The sequence below is a fragment of the Paenarthrobacter sp. UW852 genome (assembly GCF_024608385.1).
Lineage (GTDB): Bacteria > Actinomycetota > Actinomycetes > Actinomycetales > Micrococcaceae > Arthrobacter.
The window spans coordinates 15,787-33,114 of the sequence record NZ_JAMSGY010000009.1 but is presented as its reverse complement, the minus strand read 5'-3'; the positions used below and the strand labels follow the sequence as shown (position 1 = coordinate 33,114).

The window sequence follows — 17,328 nt, the reverse complement described above, 5'->3', positions numbered from 1 at the left end:
GGAGGCGTTAGGCGCCGAATTTGGGGGTGTGGACTGGGCCGAGGGTGATGTGCACGGCCTGCTGGTCGGTGTAGAAGTCGATGGAACGGTAACCGCCCTCGTGGCCCAGGCCGGAGGCTTTCACACCGCCGAACGGAGTGCGGAGGTCACGGACGTTGTGGCTGTTGAGCCACACCATTCCGGCTTCGACGTTCTGGGAGAAGTTGTGCGCACGGGTCAGGTTCTGGGTCCAGATGTAGGCCGCCAGGCCGTACTTGGTATTGTTCGCCAAGGCGAGGGCTTCGTCGTCGTTCTCGAACGGCGTGATGGCCACGACCGGCCCGAAAATTTCTTCCTGGAAGATCCGCGCGTCAGGTGCGACGTCGGCAAACACCGTGGGTGCGATGTAGTTGCCTTCGGGCAGGTGGTCGGGCCTGCCGCCGCCGGCCAAGAGGCGGCCTTCGGACTTGCCGATCTCCACGTACGATGCGACCTTCTCGTAGTGCTCAGGGTGGACGAGCGCACCCACCTGGGTCTTGGGATCGTGGGGATCGCCCACCACGATGTTCTTGGCGCGGGCGGCGTACTTTTCACAGAATTCGTCGTAGATGGCCCGCTCAACCAGGATGCGGGAACCGGCGGTGCAACGTTCGCCGTTGAGGGAGAACACCCCGAAAAGGGCCGAATCAATGGCTGCGTCCAGATCAGCGTCGGCGAACACCACGCAGGGCGACTTGCCGCCGAGCTCCATGGACAGACCCTTCAGGTTGGCTGCGGCGTTCCGGAAGATGGTCTGGCCTGTGGTGGTCTCGCCGGTGAAGGAAATCAGCGGTACGTCCGGGTGCTTCACGAGCGCGTCCCCGGCTTCCTCGCCCAAGCCGTTGACCAGGTTGAACACGCCGTCGGGCAGCCCGGCATCCTTGAAGATCTGCGCCCACAGGGAGGCGGAAAGCGGCGTAAACTCGGCTGGCTTCAGGACCACGGTGTTGCCGGTGGCCAGTGCTGGGGCAAGCTTCCAGGACTCGAGCATGAACGGGGTGTTCCACGGGGTGATCAGGCCGGCGACGCCGATCGGTTTGCGGTTCACGTAGTTGATCTGTGAACCCGGGACCTTCATGGCGTCGTCGAACTGGGCAACGATCAGGTCGGCAAAGAAACGGAAGTTCTCGGCAGCGCGGAGGGCCTGGCCCTTGGCCTGGGTGATCGGCAGGCCTGTATCGAACGTTTCCAGCTCCGCGAGGCGGGCTTCCTGGGCCTCGACAGCATCGGCGATCTTGTTCAGCACACGGGCACGTTCGCGGGGCTTCATCTTCGGCCACGGACCGTTCACAAATGCTTCGCGGGCTGCGGCGACGGCGAGGTCGATGTCTTCCTTCTGGCCAGCTGCGGCCGTGGCGTAGTTGCCGTTGGATACGGGGTCCAGGACGTCGAAGGTCTTGCCGCTGACCGAGTCAACGAATTCGCCGTTGATGAAGTGCTGGATGTGCGTGGGGAGGTTCTCGGGGATGTAATGCTTGCTGGTTTCTACTGAGGTCGTCATCGTTGAAGTCCTTACTGGTTCTTTGCTGTGGAGAGGTAAGCGTCCAGGGTGGCGGCGCGGTGTTGTCGGGCTGCTTTTTCGATGGTGTCGGCGTCCGCTCCGCCCTCGATGAGCTGGAGGAGCGCCTCATGTTCCCGCACTGATTCCTGGGCGCGTCCGGGGACGAACCGGAACGTGGACGATCGCAGGGATGCGAGCCGGTTCCAGCCCCGATGGACGAGGTCAAGGATGTGCGGATTGGGGCAGTGCTCGAACAGGATGCTGTGGAAGTCCTGGTTCAAAGCCGTGAAGCGGACGGGATCGAAGTGTTCCAGGCACTCACGCATCTCCTCGTTCACCGCACGTGCCCGGGCAATCGCCACCGAATCGATCAGCGGAGCCGACAATGCCGTGGCGGCACCTTCCACGATGCTCAGGGTTTGCATCGTGTACAGGTACTCGGTGGGGTCGATTCCGGACACCGTCGCACCGACGTTCCGTTCGAACTTCACCAGCCCTTCGGCCTCCAGGCGGCGAATCGCTTCGCGCACCGGAACCACGCTGAAGCCCAGGTCCTCGGCGATCTTCGCCAGCACCAGCCGGTAACCCGGAGTGTAGGTGCCCTCAACGATCCTGGCCTTGACGGCGTCATAGGCCTGCTGGGATTTACTTCCGACGGCGGTTTCAGTCACCGGATGCTCCTTCCGGGCTTTGCGTGGCGGACCATTCCCGGTAGCGGGCCTGCCATTCGGCGTTCATCGGATACAGCCCATCAACGCTGTTGCCTTCCTGGACCATCTGGAAAATGAACGTCTCTTCCTTTTCCTGCTGAATGCAGTCATCCACGAGTTCATCGGCGATGGACGGCGGGATCACCAGGATGCCGTCGGAGTCGGCCACGATGATGTCGCCGGGCTGCACGGTGGCCCCGCCACAGGCGATGGTGATGTCCGTATCCCACGGGATATGCCTGCGTCCCAGCACGGCCGGGTGCGGGTTGGCGAAGTAGGTGGGCATCTCCAGATCGGCCACGGCGGAGTAGTCGCGGACGCCGCCGTCGGTGATGATCGCAGCTGCCCCGCGGACCTGGGCCCGCAGCGCGAGGATGTCCCCCACTGTGCCGGTACCCTTTTCTCCCCTGGCTTCCATGACCAGGATTTCGCCTTCGTTGACGGAATCGATGGCGCGCTTCTGGGCATTGAACCCGCCACCGTGGGTCTTGAAGAGATCCTCCCGATTGGGAACGTAGCGCAGCGTCCGTGCGAGGCCCACAACTTTGCGGTCCGGGCGGGTGGCCTGCAGGCCATCGATACTCACGTTGTTGAGGCCGCGCTTGCGCAGCTGCGAAGACAACGTGGCCGTCGCGACGGACTCGAGCTTGGCTTTCAACTCCGGCGTCAGGGCACTCCCGGTCTCGGCATCAGCCGTGGCGGGGGCCAATCCCGCAGCTTCCCGCGATCCGTACGCCTCTTCCCGCTGGGTGTCATCGTTCTTGGGCTGGGCACCAAAGTCCGCGAACGGCGTCGTACCTTCCGTCACCTTGGTAACCAGGCGTCCGCTGCTGAAATCACCGCCGGTGACCTCAATTTCGACGACGTCTCCCGGCTGGGCGACCGACGCGCCGGCCGGGGTGCCGGTGAGAATGATGTCGCCTTCTTCCAAGGTGAGCAGCTGGGAGAGGTCCGCCACGAGCTGCGCGAACGGAAAGAGCAGGTCCTCCGTGGTGTCGTCCTGGACGAGATCGTTGTTGTGCCAGGTCCGGATCCGCAGCGCAGCGGGATCCACAGCGTCCGCCGGGATCAGTGCAGGACCGACAGGCGTGAAGCCGTCGCCGCCCTTGGACCGGACATTGGAGCCCTTGTCCGCGTAACGGAGGTCGTAGACGCCGAGGTCGTTGGACGCGGTAACCCACTGGACGTGGCTCCAGGCATCCTCCAGCCCTACCCGGCGGGCGGACTTGCCGATGATTAGGGCGATCTCGCCCTCGTAACCGAGCAGCTCGCAACCCGCCGGCCGTTCGACAATGCCGGGGGCGCCGGCTGTGCCAAGCGCCAAGGACGATGAGGGTTTCAGGAAGTAGGAGGGCTGCTGCGGAGTGCGTCCCCGCTGGGCTGCGCGGCTGGGGTAGTTGATGTGGACGGCAATGACTTTGCGCGTCCGCGCCAGCATGTCCTGGTCGACTTCCTGGGTCCGGAACTCCAGCGTCACGGGGCCTCCTCTTCGGCGAGCACGCTTCATCAAGCGTTATCAGGTACGAAATCGTATACGATAACTATGGCTCGTGATCCACGGCACGTCAACCCCTATTCCCGATACCTTCCGATGCAGGCCGAGGGAGGCAACGCGGGGAGAACGGCGGCCCCTTACATACTGTCGGTGGGCTCCCGTAGGGTACCGGCATGGACATCATCCTTGTACCCGGTTTCTGGTTGGACGCCTCATCCTGGGCGGAGGTAACGCCCCCGCTGGTGGCAGCAGGGCACACAGTTCATCCGCTCACACTGCCAGGACTGGAGTCGGCCGATTCAAGCCGCGCCGGAATTGGCCTCCAGACACATATCGACGCCGTTACCTCCACCGTGGACTCCCTCGAAGGCAAGGTCATCCTGGTAGGGCACTCAGGCGGCGGGGCAATCATTCATGGCGTGGCGGATGCCCGCCCGGACCGTGTAGCCCGCGCCATCTACGTGGACAGCGGCCCCTTGGGCGAGGGCGGTGTCATCAATGATGAACTGCCCGACGACGGCGACGAGATTCCGCTGCCGCCGTGGGAAGCCTTCGAAGAGGAAGACCTCGTTGACCTCACCGACGAACTGCGCGAGTCTTTCCGTGCCCGCGCGATTCCCCAGCCCAGGGGTGTCGCGTTCGACCAACAACACCTCCACGATGCGCTGCGCTACGAGGTCCCCGCCACTATCATCGCCTGCGAATTCCCGTCCTCGCTCCTCAAGGAGTGGATGGACGCCGGGCATCCGTTCACGGCCGAGCTCGCGAGGATCCGGGACGTGGACTACATCGACCTGCCAACAGGCCACTGGCCGCAGTTCACCAAGCCCAAGGAGTTGGGCGAGGCGATCCTGCGGTCCATTGACCGTTCCAACTAGGAGCGGGGTCGCGTATTAGTTGCAGGTCCCTCCGGCGCGGCGCCGCCCTCGTCCGTCCAATCAGCGCCCGTGCTGTCATCCAATGCGGGATCCGAGATGACGTCCGACGTGATCGTGGGCACCGTCGTGACAGTGGGCTTGGAGTTGGAATCCTGGCCTGACTTCGGGGCACTGATCCCCGGGAACAGGGTTTCGGCCTTCTCGAGCAGCTTCTTTCCCGCGTCATAGAGGTTGTCCAGGATGTCCGGTACGGACTCTTGGACGGCCTCAGTGGCTTGGTGGACGTTCTGCTGGACGTCGGGGTTGTTCAGGACCTTCTCGGTACCCCCGCGAAGCCGGCGGTACACCTCCGGCCAGGACTTGGATCCCCACACGTAGCCGACAGCCACGCCAACGGCGAACAATGCCTTCCCTTTCACAGCAATCACTCCTTCCGAGGTGTTTGTCCTTCGACACTAGCCGGGTAGCGCACCTGCTGTCACGCGCACATTACTAATGTGCCGATCCGTGAACATTTGCTGAATTTGAAACAACCATCCAGCCGTTATGCCAAGGCCGGACAAGATGGATCAGAAGACCTATTAATAGACCACCAACAGGGTGCTCCAGGTGGAGACCAAGGCAACCTCGGCCAGGCCAAGCTGAAGCGGTTCGGCGGGAAACCCCAAGGGGTAGCCAAGGGTGTTGAAGGCTCCGTTCATAGCCGCCTGCCCGCAAATCCTTGGATCCCAGTGGCGGGGGGCGCGTGCCGACAATTAGACAGGTTACTTGCTACTAGTCCGCGGAGCGGCTAGCGTTACTGGTGTAGCAGCAAGACCGACCCAATCGGCAGGAGTGCTTTATTGGCCGTTGTTAACAAATTCATCGGGGTTTCGTAACCGTTCCAATCCCCGCATTGAAAAGGGCCTTCAAGGGCCCCATTAAGGTGCCTGAACACTGGAACAGGCACCCGATGAACTGAACCTCTTCATAATGTTCATGGAATTTCCATCAACAAGAAAGAAGGAACAAAAATGGGTTTCTTTGGTTTTCTACTGCTTGGTCTTTTGGCCGGCGCTATCGCAAAGCTTATTCTTCCCGGCCGCCAGGGTGGCGGCTGGCTGGTAACCCTCCTGCTGGGCGTCGTAGGTGCCCTCCTGGGCGGCTGGATCGGCGGCCTCATCTTCGGCACAGGCCTGCAGGAATTCTTCTCCCTGACCACCTGGCTGCTGGCCATCGGCGGTTCCATCATCGTCCTGCTGATCTGGGGACTCCTCACCAACCGCAGGGCACACCATGGCTAACAACCAGAATCGGGACGCCAACGGCGAGGAACTGGACGGCCAGTATGTTGAGGGCGACTACGGCGACGCAGGCGCTTCACCGGAAACGCTGAAGGAGGACGCCGGCGGGGACTACACCGAGGGTGACTACGCCGAGAAGACGGTCCCTTCAGCTGACGCCGAGCTTGATGAGCGCAACACGGAGGACACCCCGAAGGATCGTCCGTTTTCATCCGAGCCGGACGACGAAGCGTCGGGCTCAAGCCGTCCGTAACACCTGAATACAGCAAAGAACCCGGAGGACTGCACTGCAGCCTCCGGGTTCTTTACGTCGGTCGTTCTTCCGTAGGCCCCCGACGCGTCAGGGCCGCGCTCTGCCAGGGTCTACGTCCGCAAAGTCCTGGCCTTGACCGCCATGAACAACCCATACGCAATAAGGCCAACGGCAACAGCCGCCAGAAGGTATGGCCCGTACGGCTGCTCCTTGAGGGCCTTGAGGCCGCCGTCCAGCCCCGTGGATTGCTCGGGCTGGGCCCGCAAAGCTGCAATGACCACCAAGAGCCCCACAAGGAAAAGGGCTATTCCCTTGGCAATGTAGCCCACCACGCCAACACCGGTTTGGAACTTCCGCACACTCTGGCTGGAAGACAGGGACAGGTCCCGCGTGAACGTTTGCTTGAAGCCACGCACCGCGAAAACTATGCCCGTGATGGCAACGCCCGCGCCCACTGCGACCAGCAGGAAAACCCCGAAAGGAGCTTTCAGGAGCGTGAGGGTCCAGTCGCTGGTGGATTCCCGGCTGTTCCGGCCTTTGCCCATGATGAAGGAGATGATCGTGGCGGCGAGCGCGGCGAATACCAGGGCCTGGCCAGCTGCGGAGAATCGCTTGGCAGGCTTATTGTCGGACTTCCTGCGGTAACCCAGGACAGCGTTGCCCAACTGCCACAGTGCCAACGCTGCACAAGCGGCGAAGCAGGCCCAGAGCAGGAACGGTCCGGCAGGTTGGTTAGCCAGGGATGCCACAGCCCCGGACACATCAGCTTCACCCGTGCGCCCGAACGCCAGTTGCAAGGCGATGACACCGATGAGCAGATGCAACAGTCCACTGACGGCAAAGCCGGTTCTGGCAACGATTTCGAAGGCACGTGAGTTTGAGGCGTCCTCGGCCACATCAGCCGCCTTCTTCATCTCCTCTTTGATGACAAGCCTCCTTAGCTATCGCCTGCACTCCATGGTGCCATTCGATCGTTGTCCAGGCCACCGCATTAACGACGGCGGGCAGGCACCTTTGGTGCCTGCCCGCCACGACTCGTTTGCGGGCCTTAGAACCCGACCACCGACTGAGGCCAGATACTCCTCAGGCCCACGCCGAGCGGGTTGAACTGCTCGCGTACGCTCACCACGGCCCGGGCCTGGCCCGGGACCTCGGCTGCGTGCCGGGAAGGCTCGGCCGTTCCGGCGAGCGGGCTGGACGTGACAGGCGCCGGGCCGGCACTGACGGACAGGGCGATGATCTGGTCAGGCATCTCGGTGGTCCTTCCTGGAAGTTCCATCAACTCTGTTGGCTGATGTTTCAACCATCGGACCGGGCCCTCAAGAACCCCGCCGGGTCATCTCAAGATTGGGTCAAGAATTTCCGATCTCCGCCCGACCCGCCTGAGTGGGGCCGCTGTTTAGCAGGCGCTCAATGTCGGCGAAGCCCAGCCCTGACGCGATCGCAAGATCGGGGAGCTGCGCTCCCGCCGCGGCCGCACTTCTCATGGCCTGCAATAAAGAGTCCTCTGCTCCGTCCATTTCCCACTGCAGGCTCTCAACTCGAGCCGAGGCCGCCCAGACGTCGTCCAGCAACATGGTTCGCCGCGATGGCGCAGACAGGGAGGGGGCACCCTCCTGCGCAGGCCCGGGAAGAGCTTGGGCCGTCGTTCCCGTCGTCAATGCAACAGTCATAGCGCTTCCTCCAAGGACAGATGTAACTTGATTGGCTAGTTATATGGCAATCTAACTACATGATTCCCCATCAAGAAACCAGCAGTGATGCACGTCACACAAAACTGTGCGTGAGGAATCACCGCACCGGCACGTCTTATTCATGACGGCGCAGAGGGCGCCGCACCCAACGCAAACCCAACGCATAGGAGTCAATGCCATGACCGTTCAGACGCACACCCCCGCAGACGTGCCGGCCAAGAACGCCGCAGCCACCACCCCCGCAGGGGCACCGGATAAGGGCAAGGATGGTCGCGGAGCCACCACCGTCGCCGACGGCGTCGTTGCCAAGATCGCCGGTATCGCCATCCAGGAAATCCCCGGCGTCCACGCCCTCGGCGGCGGCGCAGCCAGGGCTATCGGAACGCTCCGTGAAAAGGTCGGCCAGAAAGACCTCACGCAAGGTGTCAGCGTTGAGGTTGGCCAGACCCAAGTGGCAGTCGACGTCACCCTGGTCGTCGAGTACCCGCACCCGCTCCAGGAAGTGGCTGATAACGCCCGCGACGCCGTTTATACGGCAATCGAGGACCTGGTGGGCATGGAAGTAACGGAAGTCAACATCACGATCACGGACATCCATGTCCCTTCTGAAGATGCAGACGCCGATGATGCCGGGCGTGAGCCGAGGGTCGCATGAGCCCCACCATCACCGGCCTGGCCGTAGGCGCGGTCCTGGCTGTCGTTTCGTTGGCTTTCGGGTTCTGGGGCCTGCTGCTGACAGCCCTGTTCATGGCGATCGGGGCGGTGCTCGGCCGCTCCGCCGAAGGAAAGCTTGACCTCCGCGGGGTGCTGGATGCCTTGTCGGGCAAGCGCTCCTCCACATGAGCGGGGAAGCCGGGACCATGCCTGCCGCGACCACGCCGGCCAGGGCAGGACACACCCGAATCGCCCGTTCGGCACTGCAAAAGACGGTGGAAGCAATCACCGCCCGCGCATTCCGGGTGGACCCGCACCAAGTGCGGGCTGAATTGGAGGACGACGCCGGAAAGCTGGGCGTCAACCTCACGGTGAAGATGGCTCTTCCCCCGCTGCTGGCACCACGTAGGGACGGCGGCGGCACCGTCTTCGACCAAGCCCACGCTGTGCGCACCGAACTGGTGGCCCGGGGGCTGGAGTTGACCGGGTTGGAATTTGGCCGGGTCGATGTCCGGCTGATGGGAGCCAAGCCCCAGCAATCCAAGGAAAGGAGAGTGGAATGACCCAGGATCGAACCCTTCGGCGCTTGGTCCGACGCGAAACCCATTCCTCGCGGGCCCTCCCGTCGATCATTGTGGCAAGTATCCTGCTCCTCGTTTTCCTTTGGCTGGCTGCGGAAAGCGTCCTGTGGCTACTCAATGACCGGCCGCTGCTGGCCAGCCCGGCCCACATCCGTCAGTGGCTCGTCGGGCTCCCCGGCTCCACCGTGCCGGCAGGGCTGACCGCGGCCGGTGTCGCCTTGGGAATCCTGGGGCTCCTGCTGCTTGGCGTGGCCGTAGGCAAAGGCCGCCGCGCCCGGCGCGCGCTGGCCAGCGACCGCATCGCCACAGTCGTGGACGACAACGTCATCGCCGCCGCAGTGTCCAGCACGTCGCGCCTCGCTGCGGGCCTGGCACCGGGCCAAGTGACCACAACCGTCGGCGGACGCTCCGTGCGCGTCCAGGTGCGTCCGACGTCGGGCGTTCCATTGGACCTTGCGTCCATCAAAACAGCGCTCGACGGCGAACTGGCCGCCTACGCGCTCGACCGGCAGGTCACGGGCAAAGTCCGGGTCGCGAACGAAGGAGCGGTAGGACAATGAGACGAACCAATCGGGCGCTTAACCGCATCCTGCTGGCGATCCTGGGGATCATCCTTCTGGGCGCCGGAGCCGCACTCATCGCGGCCGGTACCCTGCCGGGAGTTGCCGACACGTGGACGACCATCGGCTCGAACCTCACGGACCAGGTTCGGCAACTGGCAAGCACCGCACCCATCCCGGGACCGGCACGGAGCTGGTGGCTGGTGGCCGGAATCGGCGTCCTCCTGCTCGGTGCTGGACTCAGCGCCGCATGGCTGGCTTCCCAAGGCGGGGGGCGGACGCCACGCCTGGCCGAACGATCCGAAGGAGCCGACGGGCGGACCGTGGTGGACGTCGGACTCATTTCCGCGGCGGTGCAGGATGCCCTCAGCGGGAACCGGAACGTCCTGGCCACATCGGTCTCCGCATGGGAATCCAGGCAGGGAACAGCATTGCGGCTCCGCATGGAAGCCCGTCACGGAAGCTCGCCGCGGGAGCTGGCGGATACAGCCGAACAGCTGGTCAGGCAGATCGATTCGTGGCTGGGCCATCCGGTGCCCGTACTGGTGCGAATCACCAGCGGCGCCCGCACCCGGACGTCCGGGGCCCAGCGCGCGAAATGAGCCAACGTGATTCCGGACAGACCAACGAGGACAGGAAGGCAGGAACGTGACTGGTTCACCCGCAGCTCAGCATCAACTGGACCTCGTACCCGACGCCCTGCTGGCGGGCCGCGCGGCCGACGGCGACACTGCTGCCTTCGAAGCGCTTGCCCGCCGGCACGGTCCGTTGATGCGGGCCACTGCGCGACGATTGACCGGCTCGTTGGCAGACGCCGACGACGTCGTCCAGGAAACCCTGGTGCAGGCATGGAAGCAGCTGGACAGCCTTCGCGACCCCGCTGCGGTCAAGGGCTGGCTGTTGAGGATCGTTGGCAGCCGGAGTATCGATTACCTGCGCAAACGCCGTAACCACGCGGACCTTGATGATGCGGAGAACCACGTGGACCAACACACGCGGCCACGGCACGAAGACCCCGAGGGGAATGCCCTCAGCAGCTCACGGGTGGAGGCGCTGAAGGCCGCTCTGGCAGCCCTTCCCGAGGAACAGCGGCGCTGCTGGGTGCTCAAGGAATTCAATGACCAGAGCTACGAGGAGATTGCGCTGACGTTGAACATCAGCCCCGACAGTGTCCGGGGCCGTCTGGCCCGGGCCCGGATTACCCTGGCGCGCAGGATGGAGGAATGGCGATGAACAATCCCCGCGACACCCTCGAATGCGGGCATAGCCTGGCGGAATTGAGTGCCTACCTGGACACGGGGCAGATCGCTGACCCTGCCCACCTGGACTCATGCCCCGAATGCCAAGCGGGCCTCGCATCCCTGCGAAACCTCTCTGCTTTGGGCAGTGAGCTCCTCAGCTCGGACGTGGCCGACGCCGGTTCAGGCACTGATGACTGGATGCAGTCCATTCTCGATAACCTTCGGCTGGAACTGCGGCCGGGTCGCAGCATTCCCCTGCAGTCGAACCATCCTGATGACACCCTCTGGGAAACCGAAGGATCCATCTCGGCACTGATCCGGTCCGTTGTTGATGCACATCCAGGCACGGCCGCCGGCAAATGCCGACTGCATGGCGACGTCACCACCCCCGGGTCGCTGACCACCGTGGAGGTGGAGATAGCGGTTGTCTACGGGCACTCCATGGAGGAGCGGGCCGGCCAGTTGCGGGAGGAACTGGCCAGGACCTTGGCCACCCACACCGAACTCGCCATCGAAGCCATCAACATCACCGTCACCGATGTCCTGGAGGAGCAGCCATGACCGAGCCCTTGGACGCCGCGGGCTCATCCGCGTCCACCCCTCCCACCGGCCTGGCCGAGGAACTGCTGGACGTGGTCCAATCCGTTCCTGGTGTCAGCGCGGTCTACCCCGCGCAGCCGCTGTGGCAATCCATAGCCGGCTCAGCGCTGTCCGCGGTGACAGGCGAGCCACTCCCCGTGATTGGCCTGACGGACACGGCCGGCACTCTGGCGGTCAAAGCGCGGATTGGTGTCAGCAGTCCCCGTCCGGCCCCGGCCGTAGCCCGCGAAGTAGCCGACGCGATCCGGAGGCACCTCCTCCCCCGCTCCGCCGCCGTCGAGGTTTCCGTTGTGAAAGTTGGCAGTTAGGGCATTCGCGCTCCCGCCGATGAGGTTTTCTGGTTCATAATGAACAAACTGAACACAAGTGAACTTGATGGACGGAGTCCCGCATGCTGTCCGAGGATCGCCAACAGCTCATCCTGAAGGAACTCGCCCTTCACGGATCCCTCAACGCCGGGGAATTCGCCGCCAAGATCGGCACTTCCGGGATGACCATCAGGCGGGACCTGGCGGTCCTCGCCGAGCGGGGCCTCCTGGAGCGGGTCCACGGGGGTGCCATCTCAAGCGGCGGAAAGCCTGGCCCTGGTACCGCCGGATCCACCACCTGGCGTCCCGGCGGCAGGCGGCCGCTGGCGACGGTCGGCATGATCGTGCCGTCGGCGTCGTACTACTTTCCGGGCGTGATCCGGGGTGCGGAAGCGGCGGCGCAGGAAGCGGGCGTCCGGCTGGTGCTGGGGGTCTCGAACTACTCGGGGCCGGAGGAACGGCGCCAGCTGAAACGGCTTTACGAGCACGGCGTGGACGGGATCCTCGTCACGCCCGGAGGGCAGTCGCTCGCGGGCACGGAAACACTGGGGCTGCTCGCGGAAGCGGAGGTTCCCGTGGTGGTGGTGGAGCGATCCATCGATGACGCCCTGGACCACGGCCGCCTCGAATCGGTCCGCAGCGACCACGTCCGCGGCGCGGAAATCGCCGTGAACCACCTCCTCGAGCTGGGCCACCAACGCATCGCCATCTGCCTGCGCGAGGACAGCCCCACCGCCCCACAGCTCATCAGTGGCTTCCACGTGGCCCTGCAACGGGCAGGCCATGCCCGGGACGATTCCCTGGTGCGCACCATGCCGCGCGCGCAAAACGATCCCCAGGCGCACCGGGTCATGGTGGACGGAATCCTGTCCTGGTGTGCCGGGTCGCAGGTCACGGCGGCCATAGTCCACACCGACGAGGACGCGCTCCAGTTCGCCAGCGTCTGCCAGGAAAAGGGAATCCGGATTCCGAAGGACTTCGCGATTATCGCGTACGACGACGAGATTGCGGCTTTGGGGGCAGTCCCCCTGACTGCTGTGGCACCACCCAAGTACGACGTCGGCCACCAGGCCTTGCGGATGTGCCTGGACCGCATCGGAGCCGGACGTGGAGGCACGTCCGCGCTTCAGCGGGTCAACCTTTCGCCCGCGCTGGTGGTGCGGGACTCGACGCGAAGGTAGCTTCGGCACTCCCTATCTGTTTACTTCTGTTCACTTCGTGGTCAATGTTCACTTTTGTGGATTCAATGGTGGTTAGTTCGATAGTGCCCCGGAGCACTCCGCAACTTCGCATCGTGAACTTCAAAGGAGAACAGAATGAAGCGTCGCCAGCTTCTGCTCGGAACGGTCAGCCTCATGGCCAGCGCCGCCCTCATCACCGGCTGCGGCAGTTCCCCGGCCGCGACATCCGCGCCCGCCCCTACCGGGGACCCCACCGGCACCGTCACTTTCTGGTCATCGCTGGCAGGAATGGACAAAGTGGCTGCCGCATTCAATGCCAGCCAGGACAAGATCAAGGTCACCTTCGAGACCGTACCCAACGGCGCGAGCGGAGGGTACGCAAAGCTGTCCACCGCCATCACGGCCGGCAACGGCCCCGATGTTGCCACCATCGAATACCCCCAGCTGCCGCAGTTCGTCAGCAACGGCCAACTCCAGCCCCTGGACGGCTTGATCGATAAGGCCGCAACACTCGACAAACTGAGCGATGAGACCAAAGCCCTGGTGCAGTTCGACGAAAAGACCTACGCGCTCCCCTACGACGCAGCCCCGATGATCATGTGGTACCGCAAAGACATGCTGGAGAAGGCCGGCGTCGGGGTGCCCAAGACCTGGGAAGAGTTCGAGGCCGCAGGCCAAAAGATCAAGGCCGTGGCTCCCGACGCCCACCTGGCCAGCTTCAACCCCAACGAAGCTGCCCTGACCGCAGCCCTCTCCTGGCAGGCCGGGGCCAAATGGTTCGGTACCGACGCGGACAGCTGGAAGGTCGGGATCAATGACCAGTCCACGCGGAAGGTAGCGGACTACTGGCAGAAGCTGATCGACCAGAAAATCGTCAAAGTCCAGCAGTCCTTCAGTGACGAGTGGTCCGCGGACCTGGCCAGCGGCGCCGTCGTGGGTGTCCTGGGGGCCAACTGGAGCGCAACCGGCATCCAGAAGCGCACCGAAGCCAGCGGGCAGAAGGGCCAGTGGATCGCAGCGGAGGTGCCCAACTGGGGTTCGCCGTCGGACGCCTTTTACGGAGGCTCAAGCTTCAACGTCACCAAGAGCAGCAAGAACCCTGCTGCGGCGGCGAAGTTCATCGAATACCTGACCACCAGCCCGGACGCCATCAAGGCCCGCGGCAACACCGGCTCCGCTTTCCTCGCCTCGCCGGGGCTGACCCCCGTTGCGCAAAGCGCTTTCGATGCCAGCTACTTCGGTAACGACATCTACGAAGTCTTCAATAAGGCCTACTCCACCATCACACCGGGCTGGCAGTGGGGTCCCAACTGGGACATCACCAACACGGCCCTCAAGGACGCTTACGGCACGTTGAGCACCGGGGGCAAAGTCCGGGATGCCGTGGATGCGGCCCAGAAGGCCACCGTTGACGGACTCAAGCAGAACGGCCTCTCCGTCAAGGAGTAGGCCCGCGAGGCTGCTCGGCCCGGGAGCACCGGGCCGACCAACCGGCGAGGAGATTAACCATGGTCACCCAAGTACCTGCCGTCCGAGGCGCCAAACGCCCGGGATCCAGCAAACAACGCCCCATGTCCGGAACGGGAGGACGGACCGCGGCACTGTTCCTTACCCCCTTCTTCGCAGTATTCGCCGTCGCGATGGTGGCACCCGTTATCTACGCGGTGGTGCTGAGCTTCTTTGCCCAGCAGAAATCCGGTCTTGGCTTCAGCGAGGCCAAAACATCCTTCGTGGGCCTGGAAAACTACCTGCAGGTCCTCCAGTCGGAAAGCTTTGTGGGAGGAATCGGCAGGCTCGCCCTGTACTGTGCCCTCTACATCCCGTGCATGGTGGGCGGGGCGCTCGCTTTCGCGCTCCTGCTGGATGCTGCCGTGGCACGGGCCAGGAAGCTCTTTCAGTTGCTGGTCTTCCTCCCGCATGCGGTCCCGGGCGTCATCGCCGCACTGATCTGGGCGTACCTGTACACACCCGGTGTCAGCCCGATCGTCTCAGCCCTGGAATCGGGAGGGGTTGCGGTGAACTTCCTGGACCACCAGATGATTCTGCCCTCCATCGTGAACATCGCGGTGTGGGAATGGACCGGGTACAACGTGATCATCCTCTTCACCGCGTTGCAGGCTGTTCCGCGGGAAATCCTGGAAGCAGCCCGCGTTGACGGGGCCGGTGAAATCAGGAGTGCCCTGAGCATCAAGTTGCCGTTGATCCTCCCGGCCCTGAGCGCGATCATGCTGTTCACGGTGATCGGAACGCTTCAGTTGTTCACGGAACCGTCGATTATTTCCAAGGCCACGGCGTCCGTGACCAGCACCTGGGTTCCCAACATGTGGGCCTACGACGCCGCGTTCAACCGGCACAACCTGAACCAGGCCGCCGCCGCTTCCATCATTATCGCGCTCATGGCCGCCGTGCTGTCCTGGGCCGTCACCCGCTTCAGCTCAAGGACGAACAAAGCATGAGCACCTCAACGATGCCGCGCCCGGGGATTTCCGCCCCGGCTTCGCCACTGAAACGGCGACGTTCTGCCCGCAGCGGCGGTTTTGCCAGTTCGTTCACCGTCAATGCACTCCTGATCCTGGGCTGCGCCTACATGGTCCTTCCCGTGGTGTGGTTGCTCTTTGCATCCACCAAGAACACGGCAGACCTCTACGGCACCGCCGCTTACGCATTCGGCCACCCGGCATTCTTCGACAACGTCGCCGCCGTGCTGAACCAGGACGGCGGAGTCTTCCTTCGCTGGATGGCGAACTCGATGTTCTATGCCGCCTTCGGCGCGGTGCTCGGTGGGCTGATCTCTGTCATGGCCGGCTACGCTTTCGACAAATTCCAGTTCCGCGGCCGGGACTCGTTCTTTGGCATCGTCCTGGTGGGCGTGCTGATTCCCAACACCGCGACCGTCCTGCCCATGTACCTGCTGGCCTCCGTCTTTGGGATCACCAACACCATCTGGGCCATCCTCATCCCGGTGCTCTGCAATCCGTTCGGTGTGTACCTGGCCAGGGTCTACTCGGCGGCGTATGTCCCTGCCGAGACCCTGGAAGCAGCCCGCGTTGACGGCGCGGGACCCATCCGCAGCTTCTTCTCCCTGGGCCTGCCCATGATGATGCCCGGCTATGTCACCATCGCCCTGTTCCAATTCGTGGGTGTGTGGAACAACTTCATGCTGCCCCTGGTGATGCTGCAGGACCAGAAGTTGCTTCCCGTCAGCGTGGGCATCTCCATCTGGCAGGGCTACGCGCTGCCCCAACCCGAGTTCACACCCATGGTCATCACCGGCTCGCTGCTGTCCATCCTTCCGCTGCTGGTGGCGTTCATCCTGCTCCAGCGCTTCTGGAAATCCGGCCTCACTGCAGGGAGCGTCAAGTGAACTTGAACGTTGCCTTGGCCATGCCGGTCCACACAGCACGGGCCGTTTTTCCGCCGCGAAGCCTGGACCCACTGGAACCTTCCGTCAACCTGCTGGGCCGCGCGCCCATCCAGGACTTCCATTCACCGGCCGGCCGTTCCTTGCTGGCTGACGCCGATGTCCTCATCACCGGCTGGGGTTGCCCCCTGATCGACGAAACTGTCCTGGATGCCGCGCCGCGTTTGCGTTACGTCCTGCATGCCGCCGGGAGCGTGAAACACCACGTTGGTGAAGCCTGCTGGGAACGTGGCATCCAGGTCAGCTCCGCGGCCGACGCCAACGCCATCCCCGTGGCCGAATACACCGTGGCCATGATCATCCTGGCCAATAAACGGGTCCTCCAGATTGCCCGGGCCCTGCACTCCACCCGGACCGGGGTGCTTCCCGAGCAGCTCTTTCCGGACATGGGAAACTATCGCAAAAAGGTAGGGATCATTGGGGCTTCGAAGATCGGCCGGCACGTCATCCGGCTGCTCGCCCCCTACGATCTTGAGGTCGTGGTTTCGGACCCCTACCTGGACGATGCAGCGGCTGCGGCCCTCGGCGTCGTCAGCGTCACCCTGGACGAACTGGTGGCAACCTCCGACGTCGTGAGCCTCCACGCGCCGTCGTTGCCTTCCACCAGGAACCTCATGGACGCCGCGATGGTGCAGCGGATGCGGCCCGGTGCCACGTTCATCAACACCTCTCGAGGCGAACTGGTGGACCAGGATGCGCTGCTCGCCAGGGTCCAACAGGGTGACCTGTACGCCATCCTGGACGTCACGACGCCCTGGGTGCTGCCTTCCGACTCCCCTTTTTACACCCATCCGAATGTGCTGCTGACCCCGCATGTGGCGGGTTCCCTGGGCAGTGAGCTTGAGCGTATGGCGGCGAGCGCCGTCGACGAGGCACTGCGGCTGGCACGCGGCGAACCCCTGCGGTTCAGGGTCAGGCGTGAGGACCTCGCCTTCATGGCGTAGGTGACC

23 protein-coding genes are annotated in these 17,328 nt (G+C 63.8%); 16 read left to right on the top strand and 7 right to left on the bottom strand.

The window, feature by feature from the left end; translation table 11 throughout:
• Window positions 1-7: 7 nt before the first annotated feature.
• The 3 genes from hpaE to NEK97_RS15665 are packed head-to-tail and all read right to left on the bottom strand — an operon-like array spanning window position 8 to window position 3,706.
• Window positions 8-1,519: a 5-carboxymethyl-2-hydroxymuconate semialdehyde dehydrogenase gene (gene hpaE, locus NEK97_RS15675; RefSeq protein WP_257370732.1), complete on the bottom strand. Its 1,512-nt coding sequence runs from the start codon at window positions 1,517-1,519 to the stop codon at window positions 8-10.
• A gap of 11 nt (window positions 1,520-1,530) precedes the next feature.
• A complete protein-coding gene (locus NEK97_RS15670; RefSeq protein WP_257370731.1) occupies window positions 1,531-2,190 on the bottom strand; it encodes a GntR family transcriptional regulator in 660 nt (219 codons plus the stop codon).
• Complete coding sequence (locus NEK97_RS15665; RefSeq protein ID WP_374111540.1) at window positions 2,183-3,706, bottom strand: fumarylacetoacetate hydrolase family protein; 1,524 nt, start codon at window positions 3,704-3,706, stop codon at window positions 2,183-2,185. Before NEK97_RS15665 ends, NEK97_RS15670 begins: the two co-directional genes overlap by 8 nt.
• 191 nt (window positions 3,707-3,897) lie before the next feature.
• Here NEK97_RS15665 and NEK97_RS15660 point away from each other — a divergent pair, with 191 nt between their 5' ends.
• Entirely contained in the window at window positions 3,898-4,602 is a 705-nt protein-coding gene (locus tag NEK97_RS15660; RefSeq protein WP_257370729.1) for an alpha/beta fold hydrolase, read from the top strand.
• Here the strand turns inward: NEK97_RS15660 and NEK97_RS15655 are convergent.
• On the bottom strand, window positions 4,599-5,021 hold the full coding sequence (locus NEK97_RS15655) for a hypothetical protein (RefSeq protein ID WP_257370728.1): 423 nt from the start codon (window positions 5,019-5,021) through the stop codon (window positions 4,599-4,601). The two genes, NEK97_RS15660 and NEK97_RS15655, sit on opposite strands and share 4 nt — an antisense overlap.
• A 594-nt stretch (window positions 5,022-5,615) precedes the next feature.
• Between NEK97_RS15655 and NEK97_RS15650 the strand changes: the two genes are divergently transcribed.
• Window positions 5,616-5,885 carry a GlsB/YeaQ/YmgE family stress response membrane protein gene (locus NEK97_RS15650; RefSeq protein WP_235521163.1) on the top strand — a complete coding sequence of 90 codons (270 nt, stop codon included), beginning with the start codon at window positions 5,616-5,618 and terminating at the stop codon, window positions 5,883-5,885.
• The gene (locus NEK97_RS15645; protein WP_257370727.1) at window positions 5,878-6,138 is read left to right on the top strand and encodes a hypothetical protein; all 261 of its coding nucleotides are present in this window, start codon (window positions 5,878-5,880) and stop codon (window positions 6,136-6,138) included. The genes NEK97_RS15650 and NEK97_RS15645 overlap by 8 nt, the downstream gene beginning before the upstream one ends.
• A gap of 110 nt (window positions 6,139-6,248) precedes the next feature.
• Here NEK97_RS15645 and NEK97_RS15640 read toward each other — a convergent pair whose 3' ends face one another.
• The 3 genes from NEK97_RS15640 to NEK97_RS15630 all read right to left on the bottom strand — a co-directional run bounded on the left by NEK97_RS15640 (window position 6,249) and on the right by NEK97_RS15630 (window position 7,811).
• Window positions 6,249-7,052 carry a DUF1206 domain-containing protein gene (locus NEK97_RS15640; protein WP_257370726.1) on the bottom strand — a complete coding sequence of 268 codons (804 nt, stop codon included), beginning with the start codon at window positions 7,050-7,052 and terminating at the stop codon, window positions 6,249-6,251.
• 134 nt (window positions 7,053-7,186) lie between these two features.
• Window positions 7,187-7,390 carry a hypothetical protein gene (locus NEK97_RS15635; RefSeq protein WP_257370725.1) on the bottom strand — a complete coding sequence of 68 codons (204 nt, stop codon included), beginning with the start codon at window positions 7,388-7,390 and terminating at the stop codon, window positions 7,187-7,189.
• Between the two features lie 100 nt (window positions 7,391-7,490).
• Window positions 7,491-7,811 carry a hypothetical protein gene (locus tag NEK97_RS15630; protein ID WP_235521172.1) on the bottom strand — a complete coding sequence of 107 codons (321 nt, stop codon included), beginning with the start codon at window positions 7,809-7,811 and terminating at the stop codon, window positions 7,491-7,493.
• 199 nt (window positions 7,812-8,010) lie between these two features.
• Here NEK97_RS15630 and NEK97_RS15625 point away from each other — a divergent pair, with 199 nt between their 5' ends.
• The 13 genes from NEK97_RS15625 to NEK97_RS15565 all read left to right on the top strand — a co-directional run bounded on the left by NEK97_RS15625 (window position 8,011) and on the right by NEK97_RS15565 (window position 17,322).
• A complete protein-coding gene (locus tag NEK97_RS15625) occupies window positions 8,011-8,487 on the top strand; it encodes an Asp23/Gls24 family envelope stress response protein (protein ID WP_257370724.1) in 477 nt (158 codons plus the stop codon).
• Window positions 8,484-8,675 carry a DUF2273 domain-containing protein gene (locus NEK97_RS15620; RefSeq protein ID WP_257370723.1) on the top strand — a complete coding sequence of 64 codons (192 nt, stop codon included), beginning with the start codon at window positions 8,484-8,486 and terminating at the stop codon, window positions 8,673-8,675. Before NEK97_RS15625 ends, NEK97_RS15620 begins: the two co-directional genes overlap by 4 nt.
• Window positions 8,672-9,049, top strand: a complete 378-nt coding sequence (locus NEK97_RS15615; RefSeq protein WP_257370722.1) for a hypothetical protein — start codon at window positions 8,672-8,674, stop codon at window positions 9,047-9,049. Before NEK97_RS15620 ends, NEK97_RS15615 begins: the two co-directional genes overlap by 4 nt.
• Window positions 9,046-9,627, top strand: coding sequence for a hypothetical protein (locus NEK97_RS15610; RefSeq protein WP_257370721.1), 582 nt, complete (start codon window positions 9,046-9,048; stop codon window positions 9,625-9,627). Before NEK97_RS15615 ends, NEK97_RS15610 begins: the two co-directional genes overlap by 4 nt.
• Window positions 9,624-10,229 (top strand): hypothetical protein, encoded by a 606-nt coding sequence (locus NEK97_RS15605; RefSeq protein WP_257370720.1) that lies wholly within the window; start codon window positions 9,624-9,626, stop codon window positions 10,227-10,229. Before NEK97_RS15610 ends, NEK97_RS15605 begins: the two co-directional genes overlap by 4 nt.
• A 46-nt stretch (window positions 10,230-10,275) precedes the next feature.
• Complete coding sequence (locus NEK97_RS15600) at window positions 10,276-10,860, top strand: RNA polymerase sigma factor (protein WP_257370719.1); 585 nt, start codon at window positions 10,276-10,278, stop codon at window positions 10,858-10,860.
• Window positions 10,857-11,429: an Asp23/Gls24 family envelope stress response protein gene (locus NEK97_RS15595; RefSeq protein WP_257370718.1), complete on the top strand. Its 573-nt coding sequence runs from the start codon at window positions 10,857-10,859 to the stop codon at window positions 11,427-11,429. The genes NEK97_RS15600 and NEK97_RS15595 overlap by 4 nt, the downstream gene beginning before the upstream one ends.
• The gene (locus tag NEK97_RS15590) at window positions 11,426-11,776 is read left to right on the top strand and encodes a hypothetical protein (protein WP_257370717.1); all 351 of its coding nucleotides are present in this window, start codon (window positions 11,426-11,428) and stop codon (window positions 11,774-11,776) included. Before NEK97_RS15595 ends, NEK97_RS15590 begins: the two co-directional genes overlap by 4 nt.
• Before the next feature lie 83 nt (window positions 11,777-11,859).
• Entirely contained in the window at window positions 11,860-12,957 is a 1,098-nt protein-coding gene (locus tag NEK97_RS15585; protein WP_257370716.1) for a substrate-binding domain-containing protein, read from the top strand.
• Window positions 12,958-13,092: 135 nt separating this feature from the next.
• Window positions 13,093-14,406 carry a sugar ABC transporter substrate-binding protein gene (locus NEK97_RS15580; protein ID WP_257370715.1) on the top strand — a complete coding sequence of 438 codons (1,314 nt, stop codon included), beginning with the start codon at window positions 13,093-13,095 and terminating at the stop codon, window positions 14,404-14,406.
• A gap of 59 nt (window positions 14,407-14,465) precedes the next feature.
• The gene (locus NEK97_RS15575; protein WP_257370714.1) at window positions 14,466-15,413 is read left to right on the top strand and encodes a carbohydrate ABC transporter permease; all 948 of its coding nucleotides are present in this window, start codon (window positions 14,466-14,468) and stop codon (window positions 15,411-15,413) included.
• Window positions 15,410-16,321, top strand: coding sequence for a carbohydrate ABC transporter permease (locus NEK97_RS15570; RefSeq protein ID WP_257370713.1), 912 nt, complete (start codon window positions 15,410-15,412; stop codon window positions 16,319-16,321). The genes NEK97_RS15575 and NEK97_RS15570 overlap by 4 nt, the downstream gene beginning before the upstream one ends.
• Window positions 16,318-17,322, top strand: a complete 1,005-nt coding sequence (locus NEK97_RS15565; RefSeq protein WP_257370712.1) for a hydroxyacid dehydrogenase — start codon at window positions 16,318-16,320, stop codon at window positions 17,320-17,322. The genes NEK97_RS15570 and NEK97_RS15565 overlap by 4 nt, the downstream gene beginning before the upstream one ends.
• Window positions 17,323-17,328: the final 6 nt, after the last annotated feature.

Bases quoted from the DNA above. Each gene is read 5' to 3' on its own strand.
- hpaE (WP_257370732.1), bottom strand. From the start codon at position 1,519: ATGACGACCTCAGTAGAAACCAGCAAGCATTACATCCCCGAGAACCTC.
- NEK97_RS15660 (WP_257370729.1), top strand. From the start codon at position 3,898: ATGGACATCATCCTTGTACCCGGTTTCTGGTTGGACGCCTCATCCTGG.
- NEK97_RS15650 (WP_235521163.1), top strand. From the start codon at position 5,616: ATGGGTTTCTTTGGTTTTCTACTGCTTGGTCTTTTGGCCGGCGCTATC.
- NEK97_RS15645 (WP_257370727.1), top strand. From the start codon at position 5,878: ATGGCTAACAACCAGAATCGGGACGCCAACGGCGAGGAACTGGACGGC.
- NEK97_RS15640 (WP_257370726.1), bottom strand. From the start codon at position 7,052: ATGAAGAAGGCGGCTGATGTGGCCGAGGACGCCTCAAACTCACGTGCC.
- NEK97_RS15635 (WP_257370725.1), bottom strand. From the start codon at position 7,390: ATGCCTGACCAGATCATCGCCCTGTCCGTCAGTGCCGGCCCGGCGCCT.
- NEK97_RS15630 (WP_235521172.1), bottom strand. From the start codon at position 7,811: ATGACTGTTGCATTGACGACGGGAACGACGGCCCAAGCTCTTCCCGGG.
- NEK97_RS15625 (WP_257370724.1), top strand. From the start codon at position 8,011: ATGACCGTTCAGACGCACACCCCCGCAGACGTGCCGGCCAAGAACGCC.
- NEK97_RS15620 (WP_257370723.1), top strand. From the start codon at position 8,484: ATGAGCCCCACCATCACCGGCCTGGCCGTAGGCGCGGTCCTGGCTGTC.
- NEK97_RS15615 (WP_257370722.1), top strand. From the start codon at position 8,672: ATGAGCGGGGAAGCCGGGACCATGCCTGCCGCGACCACGCCGGCCAGG.
- NEK97_RS15610 (WP_257370721.1), top strand. From the start codon at position 9,046: ATGACCCAGGATCGAACCCTTCGGCGCTTGGTCCGACGCGAAACCCAT.
- NEK97_RS15605 (WP_257370720.1), top strand. From the start codon at position 9,624: ATGAGACGAACCAATCGGGCGCTTAACCGCATCCTGCTGGCGATCCTG.
- NEK97_RS15595 (WP_257370718.1), top strand. From the start codon at position 10,857: ATGAACAATCCCCGCGACACCCTCGAATGCGGGCATAGCCTGGCGGAA.
- NEK97_RS15590 (WP_257370717.1), top strand. From the start codon at position 11,426: ATGACCGAGCCCTTGGACGCCGCGGGCTCATCCGCGTCCACCCCTCCC.
- NEK97_RS15585 (WP_257370716.1), top strand. From the start codon at position 11,860: ATGCTGTCCGAGGATCGCCAACAGCTCATCCTGAAGGAACTCGCCCTT.
- NEK97_RS15580 (WP_257370715.1), top strand. From the start codon at position 13,093: ATGAAGCGTCGCCAGCTTCTGCTCGGAACGGTCAGCCTCATGGCCAGC.
- NEK97_RS15575 (WP_257370714.1), top strand. From the start codon at position 14,466: ATGGTCACCCAAGTACCTGCCGTCCGAGGCGCCAAACGCCCGGGATCC.
- NEK97_RS15570 (WP_257370713.1), top strand. From the start codon at position 15,410: ATGAGCACCTCAACGATGCCGCGCCCGGGGATTTCCGCCCCGGCTTCG.